This window comes from Crenobacter caeni, assembly GCF_010435965.1.
Lineage (GTDB): Bacteria > Pseudomonadota > Gammaproteobacteria > Burkholderiales > Chromobacteriaceae > Craterilacuibacter > Craterilacuibacter caeni.
The window spans coordinates 1-16140 of the sequence record NZ_JAAGAA010000018.1 but is presented as its reverse complement, the minus strand read 5'-3'; the positions used below and the strand labels follow the sequence as shown (position 1 = coordinate 16140).

The 16140-nt window shown below is 67.7% G+C and carries 16 protein-coding genes; 4 read left to right on the top strand and 12 right to left on the bottom strand.

Annotated elements, in window-relative coordinates; genetic code table 11:
- Positions 1-91: 91 nt before the first annotated feature.
- The 6 genes from GZH52_RS15675 to flgA form a co-directional block, all read right to left on the bottom strand.
- The gene (locus tag GZH52_RS15675) at positions 92-604 is read right to left on the bottom strand and encodes a GNAT family N-acetyltransferase (RefSeq protein ID WP_163317882.1); all 513 of its coding nucleotides are present in this window, start codon (positions 602-604) and stop codon (positions 92-94) included.
- Positions 605-668: 64 nt separating this feature from the next.
- Entirely contained in the window at positions 669-2165 is a 1497-nt protein-coding gene (locus GZH52_RS15670; protein WP_163317881.1) for a DEAD/DEAH box helicase, read from the bottom strand.
- 112 nt (positions 2166-2277) lie between these two features.
- Positions 2278-3198 (bottom strand): CobD/CbiB family protein, encoded by a 921-nt coding sequence (locus GZH52_RS15665; RefSeq protein WP_163317880.1) that lies wholly within the window; start codon positions 3196-3198, stop codon positions 2278-2280.
- Between the two features lie 72 nt (positions 3199-3270).
- Positions 3271-3738 carry a flagella synthesis protein FlgN gene (locus GZH52_RS15660; RefSeq protein WP_163317879.1) on the bottom strand — a complete coding sequence of 156 codons (468 nt, stop codon included), beginning with the start codon at positions 3736-3738 and terminating at the stop codon, positions 3271-3273.
- Between the two features lie 5 nt (positions 3739-3743).
- A complete protein-coding gene (gene flgM, locus GZH52_RS15655; protein WP_163317878.1) occupies positions 3744-4022 on the bottom strand; it encodes a flagellar biosynthesis anti-sigma factor FlgM in 279 nt (92 codons plus the stop codon).
- Between the two features lie 66 nt (positions 4023-4088).
- The gene (gene flgA / locus GZH52_RS15650; protein ID WP_163317877.1) at positions 4089-4772 is read right to left on the bottom strand and encodes a flagellar basal body P-ring formation chaperone FlgA; all 684 of its coding nucleotides are present in this window, start codon (positions 4770-4772) and stop codon (positions 4089-4091) included.
- Between the two features lie 129 nt (positions 4773-4901).
- Here flgA and GZH52_RS15645 point away from each other — a divergent pair, with 129 nt between their 5' ends.
- Entirely contained in the window at positions 4902-6917 is a 2016-nt protein-coding gene (locus GZH52_RS15645) for an autotransporter outer membrane beta-barrel domain-containing protein (protein WP_163317876.1), read from the top strand.
- 53 nt (positions 6918-6970) lie between these two features.
- Here GZH52_RS15645 and astB read toward each other — a convergent pair whose 3' ends face one another.
- The 5 genes from astB to GZH52_RS15620 all read right to left on the bottom strand — a co-directional run bounded on the left by astB (position 6971) and on the right by GZH52_RS15620 (position 13050).
- Positions 6971-8314, bottom strand: coding sequence for an N-succinylarginine dihydrolase (astB, locus tag GZH52_RS15640; RefSeq protein ID WP_163317875.1), 1344 nt, complete (start codon positions 8312-8314; stop codon positions 6971-6973).
- Between the two features lie 189 nt (positions 8315-8503).
- Positions 8504-9910: a threonine synthase gene (gene thrC / locus GZH52_RS15635; protein ID WP_163317874.1), complete on the bottom strand. Its 1407-nt coding sequence runs from the start codon at positions 9908-9910 to the stop codon at positions 8504-8506.
- Between the two features lie 10 nt (positions 9911-9920).
- Positions 9921-10436: a GNAT family N-acetyltransferase gene (locus tag GZH52_RS15630; protein WP_163317873.1), complete on the bottom strand. Its 516-nt coding sequence runs from the start codon at positions 10434-10436 to the stop codon at positions 9921-9923.
- Entirely contained in the window at positions 10429-11739 is a 1311-nt protein-coding gene (locus GZH52_RS15625) for a homoserine dehydrogenase (protein WP_163317872.1), read from the bottom strand. Before GZH52_RS15625 ends, GZH52_RS15630 begins: the two co-directional genes overlap by 8 nt.
- 81 nt (positions 11740-11820) lie before the next feature.
- Entirely contained in the window at positions 11821-13050 is a 1230-nt protein-coding gene (locus GZH52_RS15620) for a pyridoxal phosphate-dependent aminotransferase (protein ID WP_163317871.1), read from the bottom strand.
- 163 nt (positions 13051-13213) lie between these two features.
- Here GZH52_RS15620 and GZH52_RS15615 point away from each other — a divergent pair, with 163 nt between their 5' ends.
- Positions 13214-13582 (top strand): Mth938-like domain-containing protein, encoded by a 369-nt coding sequence (locus tag GZH52_RS15615; RefSeq protein ID WP_163317870.1) that lies wholly within the window; start codon positions 13214-13216, stop codon positions 13580-13582.
- Between the two features lie 72 nt (positions 13583-13654).
- Here the strand turns inward: GZH52_RS15615 and GZH52_RS15610 are convergent, their stop codons facing one another.
- Positions 13655-14038: a carboxymuconolactone decarboxylase family protein gene (locus GZH52_RS15610; protein WP_163317869.1), complete on the bottom strand. Its 384-nt coding sequence runs from the start codon at positions 14036-14038 to the stop codon at positions 13655-13657.
- 237 nt (positions 14039-14275) lie between these two features.
- Between GZH52_RS15610 and GZH52_RS15605 the strand changes: the two genes are divergently transcribed.
- Complete coding sequence (locus GZH52_RS15605; RefSeq protein WP_163317868.1) at positions 14276-15130, top strand: HDOD domain-containing protein; 855 nt, start codon at positions 14276-14278, stop codon at positions 15128-15130.
- 97 nt (positions 15131-15227) lie between these two features.
- On the top strand, positions 15228-15755 hold the full coding sequence (locus tag GZH52_RS15600) for a DUF6680 family protein (RefSeq protein ID WP_163317867.1): 528 nt from the start codon (positions 15228-15230) through the stop codon (positions 15753-15755).
- The last annotated feature ends 385 nt before the right edge of the window (positions 15756-16140 follow it).

The window sequence follows — 16140 nt, the reverse complement described above, 5'->3', positions numbered from 1 at the left end:
GGCAGCCACCCGAATATCGACCGCCTGTTCGCCGTGGCGGCGGGTGAGCGGCGGGTGAGCTGCCGGTGTTTGCCGTGCGCGAAGTCGCGCGCTAGCGTGCGCGCCGGTACAGCCTGAGCGCGGGCTCGCCCGGGTACACCTCGCGGTAACCGTCCCAGGCGAAGCCAAGCTTCACCAGCAGGCCTTGCGAGGCGAGGTTGGCGTCGTCGGTGATGCCCAATAGTTCGCAGACGCCCGCTTCGCCTTGCAGGTAGTCGACGCACGCCTGGCCCGCCTCGAAGCCGTAGCCGTACCCCGCGTAGGCGGGCAACAGCGCGAAGCCGAGGTCGGGCGCCGGCAGCTGCGGCCGGAACACCGGCCCGCAGATGCCGATCGGCGTGTCGCAACCAGCCAGGCCCACCCGCCACAGCCCGGCGCCGTGCTCCCGGTAGCTCGCACCGGGACCGGAGTCGAGGTAGCGCAAGGCGCCCGCCGCGTCGCGCACGCCCTTGTCGCCAACCTGCTGCAGGAAGGTCGGGCTGTTCAAGAGTTCGACCAGGAAGTCCGCGTCGGCGGCGGACAGTTCGCGCAGGGTCAGCCGCGCGGTGGCAAGTTTGACGGTCATCGTTGGGGTTCCCGCAAAGAAACAGGCCGCCCGAAGGCGGCCTTGGGAGGCGAAGGCGGACGGCTTACTTGTAACGCGGCGGCAACAGCAGCGCCGATACCTCGCGCTTGTCACCCGGACGGCGGCGGCGCCCCGGGATGCGCGGCGTATCCGGCCGGCCGTCATCCTCCAGCAGACGGTTGTCCTGCGGGTAGCGGTCGACGCGGATCACCTTGCGCTCGGCGGCCTTGTCGGCGCGCTCGTGGCGATCGCCGCGCGGCGCGCGGTCGGCCCGCTCGTAACGCTCGGGCTTGTCGCGCCGCTCGTGGCGGTCGCTACGCTCGTGACGCTCGCCGCGTTCTGCCCGCTCGCCCTTGTCGTGGCGCGCGTCGCGCTCGGCGCGGCCACGCGGCGCGTCGGCGCTCGGCTCGACCGCACGGCCCGGCGCGAAGCCCTCGGCCTGCTGCGGGGTCAGCTTCTGCCGCGTCAGCTTCTCGATCTGCTCGTGGAACTTGGTCTCGGACGGCGACATCAGCGAGATGGCGACGCCGCTGGCACCGGCGCGGCCGGTGCGGCCGATGCGGTGCACGTAGTCTTCCGGCGAGTGCGGCAGCTCGTAGTTGACGACGAAGGGCAGCTCGGAGATGTCGAGCCCGCGCGCGGCGACATCGGTCGCGACCAGCACCTTCACTTCGCCCGACTTGAACGCGGCAAGCGTCTCCAGGCGCGCGCTCTGCGCCTTGTCGCCGTGGATCGCCTCGGCGGCCAGGCCCTCGCGCTGCAGCTCGCGGGTCAGGCGGTCGGCGGTGAGCTTGGTGTTGCAGAACACGATCACCTGGCTCATGTCGCGCTGGCGGATCAGGCGGGAGAGCAGCGCGCGCTTGCGGTAAGCGTCAACCTCGTACACCAGCTGCTCGACGTCGGCGTTGGTCGAGTTCTGGCGGGCGACCTCGACGGTCTGCGGGTCGCGCATGAACTCGGCGGCCAGCTTCTTGATCTCCGGCGAGAAGGTCGCGGAGAACAGCAGCGTCTGCCGCGTCTTCGGCAGCAGCGCGACGATCTTGCGGATATCGGGGATGAAGCCCATGTCCAGCATGCGGTCGGCTTCGTCGAGCACCAGGATGTCGACCTTGTTCAGCATCACCGTCTTCTGGCCGACATGGTCGAGCAGACGGCCCGGGGTCGCGATCAGGATCTCGACGCCGCGGCGCAACTCGGCGGTCTGCGGGTCCATGTTGACGCCGCCGTAGACGGTCGTCGTGCGCAGCGGCAGGTACTTGGTGTAACGCGCGGCGTTCTCGCCGACCTGGTCGGCCAGCTCGCGGGTCGGGGTCAGGATCAGCGCGCGCACCGGGTGCATCGCCGGCGATGCGCTGGCACTGGCGAACTTCTTCAGGCGCTCGAGCAGCGGCAGCACGAAGGCGGCGGTCTTGCCGGTCCCGGTCTGCGCGGCGGCCATCAAATCGGTACCGCTGGTGACCAGCGGGATCGCGCGCGCCTGGATAGGCGTGGGCTCGGTGTAGCCCAGCTCGTCGATGGCCCTCTGGATTTCGGGCGAGAGGCCAAGCTCGGCAAATGTCATGTCTTGCTCCGGCGGCCCGCGCTGGCAGGCCGCGTATCAATGTTCATAAAACGACGACGCCGCCCCCTGTGCCGGGGCGGCGCGACGGGCGGCCTTCAGCCGCCGAAGTAAGTCAGGCAAACAGGCCGGCGACCGAGAGCAGCAGCAGGAAACCCAGCCACAGCAGTACCGAGCGCCAGACCAGGCCGACCGCGCTTTTCAGGAAGGCGGGGTCGGCCTCGTCGCCGGTGCCCAGCTCCGGGCGGATCTTCAGCCCGTAGTCCTGCCTGAGCGGGTCGCCCAGGCGCACGCCGATCGCGCCGGCGGCCGACGCAAGCAGGATGCCGGCCGTGTAGTTGCCCCAGGTCCTCGCCTGAGAGCGCCAGCAGTAGACGGCGTCTTCGAAGTCGCCCACCACCGCGAAGCTCGCCGCGGTCAGCCTGGCCGGCAGCCAGTCCAGCCACAGGCCGGCGCGCGCGGCGAAACGGCCGAACGGGTCCTCGTCGAGGTTGCGCTCGCCCCACTTCTGCGCGAGGACGCTGGCGAGCCGGTACAGCAAGGCGCCGGCCGGGCCGGGCAGCACGACGAACCAGAACATGGTGCCGAACACATGGCGGTAGCTGTCGAGCACGCCCTGCTCGATCGCCAGGCGCGACACCTCGTTCACCGACATGTCCGACGTCGGCGTTCCCAGCCACTGGCCGAGCGCGCCGCGCGCGTCGTGCTCGCGGCCTTCGGAGAGCGCCAGCGAGATTTCGGAGAAGGCGCCGGAGAAGTGGCGAAAGCCCATCGTCAGGTAGAGGACGAACACGTTCCACACGAAGGCCAGCGCGGGGCTTAACTGGCCGAGCAGCCAGTAGACGCCGAGCGCGATCGCCACCGCCGGCACGATGGCCGCCAGCCAGGCGATGACGCCGTGGCGGGCGGAGCCTGCGTTGAAGTTGCGCTCCAGATGGTTGGCGTAGCGGACGAACAGCAGCCAGACCCGGTTACGGTTACCGAGGGGCCGGATCTGTTCGAGCGCCAGCGCGGCGATCAGGGCGAGCAAGGTCATGGCGGCATGCGGAAAAAGTGGTCAAACCCGCCCCGAAGATAACACAAAGCGCATCGGCATGGCGCGCCGGCGTCAGGCGCTGCCGAGCTTGCGGCCGCTGCCGGCGGGGGCGGCCTGCGCGCCCGAGCGGTCGTAACCGGCCTCGCGACGCAGGGTGTCGCGGATCTCGGAGAGTAAGGTCTCGGCCATCGCCGCGCGTTCGCGGCTGGTCTCGGCGTTGGCATCGTTGAGGGTGCGCGCGCGCATCAGCGCGGTCTCGAGCCTGAGCCACGCCTCGCGCACGGCGGCGTCCACGCCGGGCAACCAGCGCGCGATGTCGTCCGGCGTGGACAAGCCGGCGTCGCCGCATAGCGCAAGACGCGCCTTGCCCTGTGCGGCGAGTTCGGCCAGCAGCGCTTCCTTGTCGCGCGCGATCGCGATCAGCGGTGCGCCGTCCAGCCGCAACAGCGCGCGTTGTTCGTCGGCGAGCAGCGCCGCGAGCCGCTCGAGCAGCCCTCGCTCGGCGTCACAACAAGCGACAAAGCGCGCATCAAAAGACATGGCCGTCACGGCCGGCCGATCAGGTCGCGCGCGGTGGCGATCAGGCCGTCGGCGATCGCCTCGGCGTTGACTAGGTACTCGCCGGCGCTGATCGCCGCGCGGATCGCGTCGACCTTGGCCGCGTCGAACGCGGGCTCGGCGGCGGCGGCCTGCAACTGGCCGGAGAGCGGGTTGATCGCGACCTTTTCGCTGCCCGCCTGCGCACGCGCGGGCTCTTCGCGGCGCGCGGACTTGGCCTGCGGCGCGTACGCGGCGGACGCCTTGCTCGCTGCATCGATTTTCATGGTCATTCCTTGTCCGGCAAAACTACTCTGCCTCTTTATCGGCCGCTCGAGCCGTTTCTTTAAGACTCAGCGCACATTGACGACGACGCTGCCGTCGTCACGCGCGACGCCCTGCACCACGCGGCCGGACGGCATCCTGACCGCCACCGACTCTCCAGCCGCCGCGTTGTTGTTGGCGACGCCATCGGCGGCCACCCGCACCCCGCCGTATTCGACCAGCGCACGCACCGGCGCGCGCATGCGCACGACAAACGGCGCGCGCAGCGCGGTCGGGCGCAACACCGTCCCCGGCGGGATTTGCGCGCGCGCGGCCTTGCCCAGCAGCAGCGAGGCGTCGTCCACCCCCTGGCGCGCCAGCGTCGCGTTGCCGACGTCGGCCAGCTTGATGTCGGCGGCGGTCAGCACCTGCCCCGTCGCGATCAGGCCGCTGGCGACAAACACGCGGCGGGCGACGCGCGCCGCCTCGACAGGCAGGCCCAGCGACCAGCCCAGCGACGGGCAGCGCACCGCGACCTGCCCTGCCGGTCGGCCGTCCGGCCACGCGGTCTCCAGCGCGTCGCACGCGGGCAGGAACACCCGCGCGTCCGGCGGGCCGACCCGCTGCGCGGGCAGGCGGTGACGCACGGCCTCTGCGTCGACAAAGCGCTGCGCGCGCTCGCGCAACTGCGCGAGATCCTGCCCGGCCGGCGCACCTGCCGCGGCGCCAGCCACCAGCAACGCGCAAAGTGTCGCGAAAAAACGTCTGCACATGGGCGCATTCTAACCGTTGTAACCGGACTGCCCCAAGCCGCTGTTGACGTCCGCTCTTGCATTTAGAATATTTGCTTCATGCGGACATTTCATTCGCATGACACACCATAAAAAACAGAGGGGCATTCCATGCAAGCATCCACCCTGCGCCGCGGCAGCGCCGCCGTCGCTTTCGCGCTATTGAGCGGTTTCTCGCAAGCCGGCACATTCGATCAACTCTGGGTATTCGGCGACAGCCTGAGCGATACTGGTGCCTTTAGTGGCGTGGGCGGACTACCCGACGGCAGCCGCTGGACCACCAACAATGCCCCACTCGCCGTCAACGTGCTCGCGGCCGACCTTGGCCTGAGCCTCAGCGCGACCAACACGCTGACCGGCTACAACCCGGCCGGCAACAACTACGCGCAAGGCGGCGCCCAGTCACTCGAAACCGCCAACCAAGGGCCTGGCGGCCTGAATATTCGCGACCTGCCGACCCAGATCTCCGATTACCTAAAGCGCAGCGGCGGCAAGGCCGACCCGAGCGCGCTCTACTTCGTGTGGACTGGCGGCAACGACATTCAGGCGGTGGCAGCCACAAGTGATCCTCAACAGAACGCGGCAAAGGTCGCCTCCTTGCTGGCAAAAGAAGTCGGCCAGCTCTCCAAGGCTGGCGCCAGGCTGATCATGGTCCCCAACCTGCCAGCCCTCGGCAACACACCTGCCGCTTTGTATCTGACTATTCAGAAGTATGCCGCAGCGACAAATACCTCCGGCAACAGCAGCGCTGCAATCGGTGCAGCGTGGCAAAAGCTAAGCCTCGCCAGCACAGACACTGCAGCCAGCACACAAACGGTCACCAACGATGCACTCCTCGCAGCCTCTCAGGCTCTTGGCGGTAGCGCTACCCTTCAAGGGCTGAGCGACGCTTATGCACAAACCAAAAGTGGACTTAACGGGCTGACCATGCTTTTCAACAGCAGTGTCGATGCCGGCATCGCGCAAACTGGCGCCAACGTGGTGCGCCCGGACGTGGCCGGCCTGTTCGCAGCGGTACTGGCCAACCCGAAGGCTTTCGGCGTCAACAACACCCTCGGCACGGCCTGCACTGTCAGTTCGCTGCTCTGCCAAAGCGGCGCACAGACCCCCGGTCAGGCACAGGGTCTGAGCTATGTCTTCGCCGACGAACTTCACCCGACCCCGCTCACCCACCAGGTACTCGGCGACTACTTCGCCAACATCCTCGCCGCGCCGGCGTTCGCCGACGCGCTGGGCCAGGTGCCGCTCGCCTCGCGCCAGGTGATCCGCGACACGCTGCACGCGCACGCGCGCGCACTGGACGCCGCGCCGCGCACGGTGCACAGCGTCGGCGCCATCGTCGGCGGCGGCTTCGGGCGCAACCATGTCGAAGCGGGCACGCTCAAGCCCGAGGCGATCGGCACGCTGGGCTTCGACTACCAGGCCTCGCCCGAGCTTGCGCTCGGCGTCGCCTTCAGCGGCGGCAAGACGCGCGCCGGCGTCGGCAGCCTTGGCAGCTACAAGGGCGACAGCCTCGCGCTGTCGGCGATCGGCAACTGGCGGGCGGCGCCGCTGTGGGTCGACGGTGAGGTCTTCCTCGGCAACACCGACCTCGACACCCGCCGCAATATCAACCTGGGCCCGACCTACCGCGCGGTGCAGACGGCCTCGACCCGGGCGACCCAGTTCGGCTTCGACGTGAACGGCGGCTACCGGATGCAGTGGGGCAAGGTCAGCACCGGCCCGCTGGCCGGCCTGCGCTACGAGCACGTGAAAGTCGGCGCGCTGATCGAGGACACGCTCGACTTCAGCGCGATGCGCTTTGGCGAGCAGAAGGTCAAGTCGCTGGTCGGCTCGCTCGGCTGGAACGTCGCGACGACCGCCGGACGCTTCTCGCCGTACGCGAGAGTCGGCTACTACCACGAGTTCAAGGGCGACGCGCGCGACATCGAGGCGGGCCTGTTGAGCACGGCCGGCAACTTCACCGTCGAGGGGCAGGCGCTGCCGAAGAACTGGGGCGAACTGGGGGTGGGCAGCGCGGTCAACGTCGCCCCGGGCGTCACCGCGTTCGCGCAGGCCACCGGCAGCTTCGCACGCGACGACGGCAACTTCTGGGGCGTCAACATCGGCCTGAACGCGACGTTCTGAGCGCCCTTCCCCAAGGCAAACACCCCGCAGATTTGTCGCGGGGTGTTTTTCGTTCAGCGCTGGAAGGGGTAAACGCTGCCGAGCCTAAGGATGCCGGTCAGCTCGTCGAGCGCCTGCTGGCACTCGATGAGCAGTGCCGGGTCGGCGAGGTCGGCGGCCGACAGGCGGTCGCGGTAGTGGCGGCCGACCCAGCCGGTGAGCCGTGCGTAGAGTGCGTCGTCCATCCACACCGCCGGATTGACCGCGGCGGCCTCGGCGTCCGTCAGCGCGACGCGCAGGCGCAGGCAGGCCGGGCCGCCGCCGTTCTGCATCGATTGCTTGAGGTCGAACACCCGCACCTCGGCGATCGGCCCATTGCTTGCCAGCAGCCTGTCGAGGTAGGCCGACACCCGCGGGTTGACGCGGCACTCTTCGGGCACCACCAGCAGCATGCGCCCGTCGGCGCGGCAGAGCAGCTGGCTGTTGAAGAGGTAGCTTTGCACCGCGTCGGCCAGGCTGACCTCGTCGGCGGGCACCTCGACCGCCTCGAAGGCGACGCCCTGCGCGGCGAGCTTGGCGGACAGTTCGGCGAGCACAGCAGTCTGGTCGGCGAACGCCAGTTCGTGGTGGAAGGACACATGGCCGTTGCCGACGGCGATCACGTCGTTGTGGAACACGCCCGCGTCGATGGCGTCGGCGTTCTGCCGCGCGTACACCACGCCCTCGGGCGCGAGGCCGTGCAGGCGGGCGATGGCCTCGCTCGCTTCCAGCGTCTGCCGCGCAGGGTAGCGGCCAGGCCCCGGCGCGCCGGCGGCGAACGCCGAGCGGCCGTACACGAACAGCTCGACGCCGCGCGCGCCGTAGTCGCCGCAAAAGCGGGTGTGGTTGGCCGCGCCCTCGTCGCCGAAGTGCATCTGCGCGGGCAGCGCCGCGTGGTGCGCGAAACGCGCCTCGTCGGCGAACATCGCCTTGAGCAGGCGGCCGGTCTGTTCGTGTTCGAGCGAACGGTGGAACTTGTTGTTGAGGTTGGCCGGCGTGAAGTGCACACGGCCGTCGGCGGTGTCGGCCGACGGGCTGACCGTCGCCGCGTTGGCGGTCCACATCGGCGAGGCCGAGCTGACCGCGGCGAGGATGGCCGGCGCCTCTTTCGCGGCGCGCGCGAGCACCGCGGCGTCGCTGCCGGCAAAGCCCAGCCTGCGCAGTGCCTGCGTGTCCGGGCGCGCGTGCGGGGCGAGCACACCCTGCCGGTAGCCCAGGTCGGCGAGCGCCTTCATCTTGGCGAGGCCCTGCAGCGCGGCCTCCTTCGGGTTGGCGAGCCCGTGGGCGTTGCCGGTGGAGGCGACGTTGCCGTGCGACAGCCCGGCGTAGTTGTGGGTCGGGCCGACCAGCCCGTCGAAGTTCGCTTCGAACGCTTGCATCGAGGTTTGCTCCCAGTACGGCCTTCCTCTGGAGGGAAGGCTCCGCCGCATTAAACCATCGGGGCAGACGCCGGCATTCCGCCCACGCGACGCCTATTTACACAAACATCATTCCCGCCCGCCGCGAGCCGCGCACCCAGCAAAAAGGCAGCCCGCAGGCTGCCTTGCCGTGGTCTTGCGAAAGGCGGATCAGGCCAGCGCGTGCGCGATCAGCGACTTGACGGTGTCGGCGTCGGCGTCGACTTCGACCACCCGCTGCGGCAGGTCCTCGATGCCGTCGAAGCCGGCCGGGCGCGGCGGTTCGCGATCCAGCGCCTCGCGTATGGTCTCGGCAAACTTGGCCGGCAGCGCGGTCTCCAGGCAGAGCACGGTCTCGCCAGGCTTGCGCAGCTCGCGCGCGACCTTCACGCCGTCGGCGGTGTGCGGGTCGAGCACCACCTTGTCCTCGGCGTCGACCTGGCGGATGGTCGCCAAGCGGTCGGCGTGGCTGCTGGCGCCGGAGACGAAGCCGAAGCGTTCGCGCACGTCGGCCATGCGCGCCGACAAATCGAACCCCTCGCCCGCGTCGACCGCGCGCCACAGGCGGGCCACTTCGGCGCCGTCGCGGCCGACCAGGTCGAACACGAAGCGCTCGAAGTTGGACGCCTTGGAGATGTCCATCGACGGGCTGGAGGTGACGAAGGTCTCGGCCGTGGTGCGCGGGCGGTAGACGCCGGTGCGGAAGAACTCGTCGAGCACGTCGTTCTCGTTGGTGGCGACGATCAGACGGTCGATCGGCAGCCCCATCTGGCGGGCGATATGGCCGGCGCACACGTTGCCGAAGTTGCCGGACGGCACGCAGAAGCTGAGCTTCTCGTCATTGCCCGCGGTCGCGTTAAAGTAGCCGGCGAAGTAGTACACCACCTGCGCGACCACCCGCGCCCAGTTGATCGAGTTGACGGTGCCGATGCGGTACGCGTCCTTGAAGGCGTGGTCGTTCTGCACCGCCTTCACGATGTCCTGGCAGTCGTCGAACATGCCGCGCACGGCGATGTTGTGGATGTTCTCGTCCTGCAGGCTGTACATCTGCGCGCGCTGGAAGGCGCTCATCTTGCCCGCCGGCGACAGCATGAACACGTTGACGTTCGCCTTGCCGCGCAGCGCGTGTTCGGCGGCCGAGCCGGTGTCGCCCGAGGTGGCGCCGAGGATGTTCAGCCGCTCGCCGCGCTTTTGCAGCACGTACTCGAACAGGTTGCCGAGCAGCTGCATCGCCATGTCCTTGAAGGCGAGCGTCGGGCCGTTGGAGAGCTCGAGGATCTTCACGCCGTCGCCAAGCGTCTTGACCGGGGTGATCGCTGCGCTGCCGAACACCGCCGCGGTGTAGGTGCGCGCGGTCAGCGCCTTGAGGTCGTCCTCGGGGATGTCGGTCGCGAACAGGCGCAGGATCTCGAACGCAAGTTCCGGGTACGGCAGCGCGCGCCAGGCGTCGAGCGTCGCGCGGTCGACTTGCGGGTAGCGCTCCGGCAGCGCGAGGCCGCCGTCGGGGGCGAGCCCCATCAGGACGGTGTCGGAGAATTCGAGCGGCGCCATCGCGCCGCGGGTGCTGATGTACTTCATCGGTTTCTCTTTAGTCTTGTGTAAGGTGCTTGCCGAGCATCAGGAGGTCGCGCCGCACGCCGTCCAGTTCAGCCACCTGCGGCAGCTCGCCCCAGCGCGCGTAGCCCGCGCGCGCGAACAGCGCGACCGACGGCGCGTTGTGGCCGAACACCAGCGCGACCAGAGTGCGCACGCCAAGTGCCGGGCACGCCGCCTCGACAAAGGCGAGCAGCGCCGCACCCAGCCCGCGGCCGCGGGTGTCCGGCGCGAGGTAGACGCTGACCTCGGCGGTCGCGTCGTACGCGGCGCGGCTATGGAAGGCCGACAGGCTGGCCCAGCCGACTACCCGGCCGCCGGCCTCGGCGACCCACAGCGGGTGGCGCTCGCCGTGCGCGGCGAACCAAGGCTCGCGATCTGCCACGCTGACCGGCGTAAGGTCGGCGGTGACCATGCGCGAGGCGATGGTCGAGTTGTAGATGTCGACGATCGCCGCAAGGTCGCCCCGCGCTGCCCGGCGGACGTTGACGCCGGGTGCAAGCTCAGCCATTGAGTTCTTCCATGCGCAGGCGCACCACCGGGCAGGTGACGCTGGCCAGCGATTCGATCGCGGCGATCGCCGCGTTGGCCTGGCGCTCCTTCACGCGGTGGGTCAACAGCACCACCTCGGCCGTGCCTTCGGACAGCGAGCCCTTCTGGATCAACGCCTCGATCGAGATGCCGTTCTCGGCGAGCAATCGGGTGATCTCGGCCAGCACGCCGGCGCGGTCGGTCACGCTGATGCGCAGGTAGTAGGAGCTGACTACCTCGTCCATCGGCAGCAGCGGCAGGTCCTTGAGCTGGTCCGGCTGGAATGCGAGGTGCGGCACGCGGTGCTCGGGGTCGGCCGTCATCAGGCGAGCGACGTCGACGATGTCGGCGACCACCGCCGACGCGGTCGGCAAGGCGCCGGCGCCCGCGCCGTAGTAGAGAGTCGGGCCGATCGCGTCGCCCTTGGCCAGCACCGCGTTCATCACGCCGTTGACGTTGGCGATCAGGCGGCCCTCGGGGATCAGCGTCGGGTGCACGCGCAGTTCGACCCCGTCCTCGGTGCAGCGGGTCAGGCCCAGCAGTTTCACGCGGTAGCCCAGTTCCTCGGCGTAGCGGATGTCGCGGCCGTCGAGGCGGCTGATGCCCTCGAGGTAGCACGCGCCGAAGTTCATCGGGATGCCGAACGCGATGGCCGCCATGATGGTCAGCTTGTGGCCGGCATCGTGGCCTTCGACGTCGAAGGTCGGGTCGGCTTCGGCGTACCCCAAGCGCTGCGCCTCGGCAAGCACGTCGGCGAAGCTCGCGCCCTTCTCGCGCATCTCGGTCAGGATGAAGTTGGAGGTGCCGTTGATGATGCCGGCGATCCACTCGATGCGGTTGGCGCTCAGGCCCTCGCGCAGCGCCTTGATGATCGGGATGCCGCCGGCGACCGCCGCCTCGAACGCGACCATCACGCCCTTCTCCTGCGCGCGCGCGAAGATCTCGTTGCCGTGCAGCGCCAGCAGCTTCTTGTTGGCGGTGACCACATGCTTGCCGTTGGCGATCGCGCGCAGCACCAGGTCCTTGGCGACGGTGTCGCCGCCGATCAGCTCGACCACGATGTCGACGTCCGGGTGGTCGACGACCGCGAAGGCGTCGGCCACGATGATGACTTCCTCGCCGACCAGCTCGCGCGCCTGCTCGACATTGCGGCGCGCAGCGATGGTCAGGCGGATGTCGCGGCCGGCACGACGGCTGATTTCTTCAGCATTGCGCTTCAATACGGTGGCGACACCGCCACCGACCGTCCCTACCCCCATCAGGCCAATATTGATCGGCTTCATGCTTGTGCTCCTGGTTTTATGCTCGTGTTCGCTGCAAAGAAGGGACCGCGCACGGTCCCTTGTTGTGGTCCGCCCTGGCGTTCAGTTGGTACCGTGGCGCAGGCGGTAGTTTTCGAGGAAGTGCCCGACCCGGCCGAGCGCCTCGGTCAGGTCGTCCGTATTCGGAAGGAATACCACGCGGAAGTGATCCGGTGCAATCCAGTTAAACCCCGTCCCCTGGACCAGCAGCACCTTCTCCTGCTGCAACAGCTCGAGGATGAACTGCTGGTCGTCGGCGATCGGGTACACCTCGGGGTCGAGGCGCGGGAACATGTAGAGCGCCCCCTTGGGCTTCACGCAGGAGACGCCGGGCATCGCGCTCAGCATCTCGAACGCGAGGTCGCGCTGGCGCGCCAGGCGGCCGCTGGGGGCGACCAGGTCGTTGATGCTCTGGTAGCCGCCCAGCGCGGTCTGGATCGCGTACTGGCCGGGCACGTTGGCGCACAGGCGCATCGAGGCGAGCATGTTCAGCCCCTCGATATAGTCGCGCGCGTGGCGCTTCTCGCCGGACACCGACATCCAGCCGGCGCGGTAGCCGCAGGCGCGGTAGTTCTTGGAGAGGCCGTTCATCGTCACGCACAGCACGTCCGGCGCCAGACTGGCGATCGACACGTGGTGCTCGCCGTCGTACAGCACCTTGTCGTAGATCTCGTCGGCGTAGATGATCAGCTGGTGCTTGCGGGCGAGTTCGACGATCTGCTCGAGCAAGGGTTGCGGGTAGACCGCGCCGGTCGGGTTGTTCGGGTTGATCACCACGATGGCGCGGGTGTTCGGCGTAATCTTGGCCTCGATGTCGGCGATGTCGGGGAACCAGCCCTGCGCCTCGTCGCACACATAGTGCACCGCACGGCCGCCGGCCAGGCTGACCGCCGCCGTCCACAAGGGGTAGTCCGGCGCCGGCACCAGCACCTCGTCGCCGTTGTCGAGCAGCGCCTGCATCGCCATCACGATCAGCTCGGAGACGCCGTTGCCGACGTAGATGTCCTCCAGGCCGACGCCGGGGATGTTCTTCTCCTGCGTGTAGTGCATGATCGCCTTGCGCGCGGCGAACAGGCCCTTGGAGTCGGCGTAGCCGGAGGCCGCCGGCAGGTTGGCGATCATGTCGGCGGTGATCTCGTCCGGCGCGTAAAAGCCGAACGGCGCCGGGTTGCCGATATTGAGCTTGATGATGCGATGGCCTTCTTCTTCCATCTTCTTCGCGTGCTCGAGCACCGGTCCGCGGATGTCGTAGCAGACGTTGGCAAGCTTCTGCGATTTGCGCACGGGTTGCATGGGGCAGAATCCTTCTGGCGGGCCGCGCCCGCGTAGGTGAGGTCAGGCCGGCGCGGCACGCGCGCCGCCACCTGAGTGTCATTACAGTCGGCTATAATCCTATCCCATCCGCTGCTGCGCTGCACTAGCCAGCGGCGCCCCCCTCGCGCAAGGAAACCCGCCCATGAAACTGCACCAGTCCGAGCTCGCCGGCCACCACCTGTTCAGCGGCTACGGCGACGGCTATTTCGAGCTCGGCCAGACCCGCTACAGCCACCCGCTCGTGGTGTGCGGCGAACACGCCGCGCAATGGAGCGCGACCTCGTTCGACGCGCTCGCGCCCGAGCACTTCGCCGAGCTCGCCCGCTTCGAGCCGGAGGTGGTGCTGGTCGGCTGCGGCAAGGCGCAGCGCCTGCTGCACCCGCGCCTGTACGCCGCGCTGTCGGCCGCGCGCGTCGGCGTCGAGGTGATGGACAGCGCCGCCGCCTGCCGCACCTACAACATCCTGCACGCCGAGGGCCGCAAGGTGCTCGCCGCGCTGCTGCCCGCCTGACGCGGCAACGCCCCGCATCCCTGACGGGACACGGGGCGTTTGTCTTGCCTTCCCTACAGCGCGACGCGCGCTTTACAGCGGGCTGGCCTCTGCGCCGGCCGGCTGCAGTGCGCGCTCGCCGCCGAAGCTCTCGTACGCCATCAGCGCCTCGGCCGCCGTCATCAGCGACGGGCCGCCGCCCATGTACACCGCCACCTGCAGCATCTCGAGGAACTCGGCACGCGTGCAGCCCAGCTCGACCAGCGCCTTGGCGTGGAAGGCGAGGCAGCCCTGGCAGCGGCCGGCGATGCCGATGGCGATCGCGATCAGCTCCTTCTGCTTGTTGTCCAGCGCGCCGTCGGCGTGCGCGGCCCGGTTCATCTGGCCGAAGCCCTTCATCGTCTCGGGGATTTCGCGGCGCAGCTCGGCGACCTTGGCGCCGAGGGCGGCGGCCAGTTCCTGGTAGTTGTGGCTCATGGTGGCTCCTTCGTTAGCAGTTCTTACATTATGTGTTTTTATATATCGAATGACAAGCCCCCTGCCGTGACCGCTGCACGGCCGGCGTTACACCCGTGCCCCCCCCTGCCACGGACAGGCCAGCCGCACGCCGCGCCGGCCCCCGCCGTGCGCAGCACGGCGCAACCCCGCCATGAAAGCGGACAGCGTGAAAATCAAGCGCATATAATGCGGATGTTTAAATGACAAAGAAATAAGATGGCTGACGAAATTCTGCTGGATCGGGACAACACGGAATCGCTGCTGAAAAACCTGGTGATCCCGCCGCGCCCCGTGCTGCTGGAACAGCTGGAGACGCTGAAACAGGCCGGCGACATCGCGCCCGACAGCCTGGTGCAACTGATCGGGCAGGATTTGGCGCTGTCGGCCGCCGTGCTCAAGGCGGCCAACTCGCCGCTGCTGGGCCAGCAGCGCGCCATCACCTCGGTGGCGCAGGCCATCAGCCTGCTGGGCACGCAAAGCGTGATGCACCTGGTCAACACCATGGTGCTGCGCAGCCAGTTCTCGCAACCGTCCAGCCCCGCGCTGGAAGCCTACTGGGACGAGTCAGGCGCCTGCGCGCTCCTGGTCAACCAGCTGGCGCGGCTGGTGCTGGCCTGCCCCCAAGACAGCCAGAGCTTCGCGCTGTTCCGCGGCTGCGGCATCCCGCTGATGCTGCTGCACTTTCCCAAGTACGGCCAGACGCTGGCCATGACCGCCCGCACCCGGGACAACCAGCTCTGCGCCATCGAGCAGGCGCTGCACAACACCCACCACGCGGTGCTGGGCTATATGCTGGCGCGCGCCTGGCACATGCCGAAAAACTTCTGCCGCGCCATCCTCGAGCAGTACGACCCGGACGCCTTTGAAAAATCGTCGTCCCGGCTGGGCGACGAGGCGCTGCGCATGATCGCGCTCGCCCGCGCCGCGCGCCATGTGTGGCGGACGCAGACCGACCTCGAGGCCGACCCGGGCTGGGACGACGTCGGCCCGGCCATGCTGGCGTACCTGCAGCTGGGCGCCATCGAATTCCAGGACTGGCGCTCGGCCATGCACGACACCCTGCTCGCCTGAGGCGTCGGTGCATAACGCCGCCGTAATCCACCTCCAAAGCCATATTGACCAATATCCGCACAGATGTGCATTTAACTCTGAGCATCAAAGGAAAATGGTGTCCCTTACTGACGGACTAATAGTTCTTGCTACGATAGTGAGCCCGCTCATTGCTGTGCAAGTAACACGATATCTCGATGACCGCAACGAAGTTCAAGGACGAAAGCTCCAAGTATTCAAAACACTCATGGCAACACGCGCATACACGCTTGCGCCTGCTCATGTTGAAGCGCTCAATAGAATCGACTTGGAGTTTTCATCCAAAATCCCTACCGAAAAGGCTGTATTGGATGTCTGGCAACAGTACCTCGACCATCTTGGTAATCCTCAGCAGCTAGATGCTCCGACTTGGGGCAATAAGCGAATCGATCTTTTGGTCGATCTCTTACACGCGATGGGCAAATCACTAGGCTATGACTTCAACAAAACCCAGATAAAGAACGGGACATATTCCCCGGTAGCACATGGGCAAATCGAATCAGAACAAGGACGCATGCGTCAGATGACTCTAGAGCTTCTAGAAGGTAAGCGCGTCTTACCTATGCACGTCACAAACTTGCCGCCAACAGAGCTCCCCCCAGAATAAGGCTAATCAGGCTCTAGGATGGACTAGCCGCTATCTGTAGCGCAACCCACCACCTACGATGCAAATACTTGCTCGCCAGCCGCCAATCCCCGTCAGGCTCGCGCCGGCGTAAAAGCGGCCGGCGAGGTTTTAAGCTGGCTCCTGTCTGAGCGATTCGACGGTAGCGAATCGCGAGTTAGCCAGCGCCTCGCCGACCGTTTTTACGTCGGGGTTTCGCGGGCCGTCGGGGGCGTTTGGGATGCAAGGGGCTTGTCGCTACAATCTATGGTCAGCCTGAACTTTGCAAGGACAGAATCGTGATGAACAATGACAGGGAAGGCTTGCTCTAATCTATCCGGATTCTTGATGGGCAGCTATGCCCGATCCATGATGTGAGCCGCTCCTG

Excerpts from the sequence above, each read along its gene's own strand:
- GZH52_RS15675 (WP_163317882.1), bottom strand. The coding sequence starts at position 604 with ATGACCGTCAAACTTGCCACCGCGCGGCTGACCCTGCGCGAACTGTCC.
- GZH52_RS15670 (WP_163317881.1), bottom strand. The coding sequence starts at position 2,165 with ATGACATTTGCCGAGCTTGGCCTCTCGCCCGAAATCCAGAGGGCCATC.
- GZH52_RS15665 (WP_163317880.1), bottom strand. The coding sequence starts at position 3,198 with ATGACCTTGCTCGCCCTGATCGCCGCGCTGGCGCTCGAACAGATCCGG.
- GZH52_RS15660 (WP_163317879.1), bottom strand. The coding sequence starts at position 3,738 with ATGTCTTTTGATGCGCGCTTTGTCGCTTGTTGTGACGCCGAGCGAGGG.
- flgM (WP_163317878.1), bottom strand. The coding sequence starts at position 4,022 with ATGAAAATCGATGCAGCGAGCAAGGCGTCCGCCGCGTACGCGCCGCAG.
- flgA (WP_163317877.1), bottom strand. The coding sequence starts at position 4,772 with ATGTGCAGACGTTTTTTCGCGACACTTTGCGCGTTGCTGGTGGCTGGC.
- GZH52_RS15645 (WP_163317876.1), top strand. The coding sequence starts at position 4,902 with ATGCAAGCATCCACCCTGCGCCGCGGCAGCGCCGCCGTCGCTTTCGCG.
- astB (WP_163317875.1), bottom strand. The coding sequence starts at position 8,314 with ATGCAAGCGTTCGAAGCGAACTTCGACGGGCTGGTCGGCCCGACCCAC.
- thrC (WP_163317874.1), bottom strand. The coding sequence starts at position 9,910 with ATGAAGTACATCAGCACCCGCGGCGCGATGGCGCCGCTCGAATTCTCC.
- GZH52_RS15630 (WP_163317873.1), bottom strand. The coding sequence starts at position 10,436 with ATGGCTGAGCTTGCACCCGGCGTCAACGTCCGCCGGGCAGCGCGGGGC.
- GZH52_RS15625 (WP_163317872.1), bottom strand. The coding sequence starts at position 11,739 with ATGAAGCCGATCAATATTGGCCTGATGGGGGTAGGGACGGTCGGTGGC.
- GZH52_RS15620 (WP_163317871.1), bottom strand. The coding sequence starts at position 13,050 with ATGCAACCCGTGCGCAAATCGCAGAAGCTTGCCAACGTCTGCTACGAC.
- GZH52_RS15615 (WP_163317870.1), top strand. The coding sequence starts at position 13,214 with ATGAAACTGCACCAGTCCGAGCTCGCCGGCCACCACCTGTTCAGCGGC.
- GZH52_RS15610 (WP_163317869.1), bottom strand. The coding sequence starts at position 14,038 with ATGAGCCACAACTACCAGGAACTGGCCGCCGCCCTCGGCGCCAAGGTC.
- GZH52_RS15605 (WP_163317868.1), top strand. The coding sequence starts at position 14,276 with ATGGCTGACGAAATTCTGCTGGATCGGGACAACACGGAATCGCTGCTG.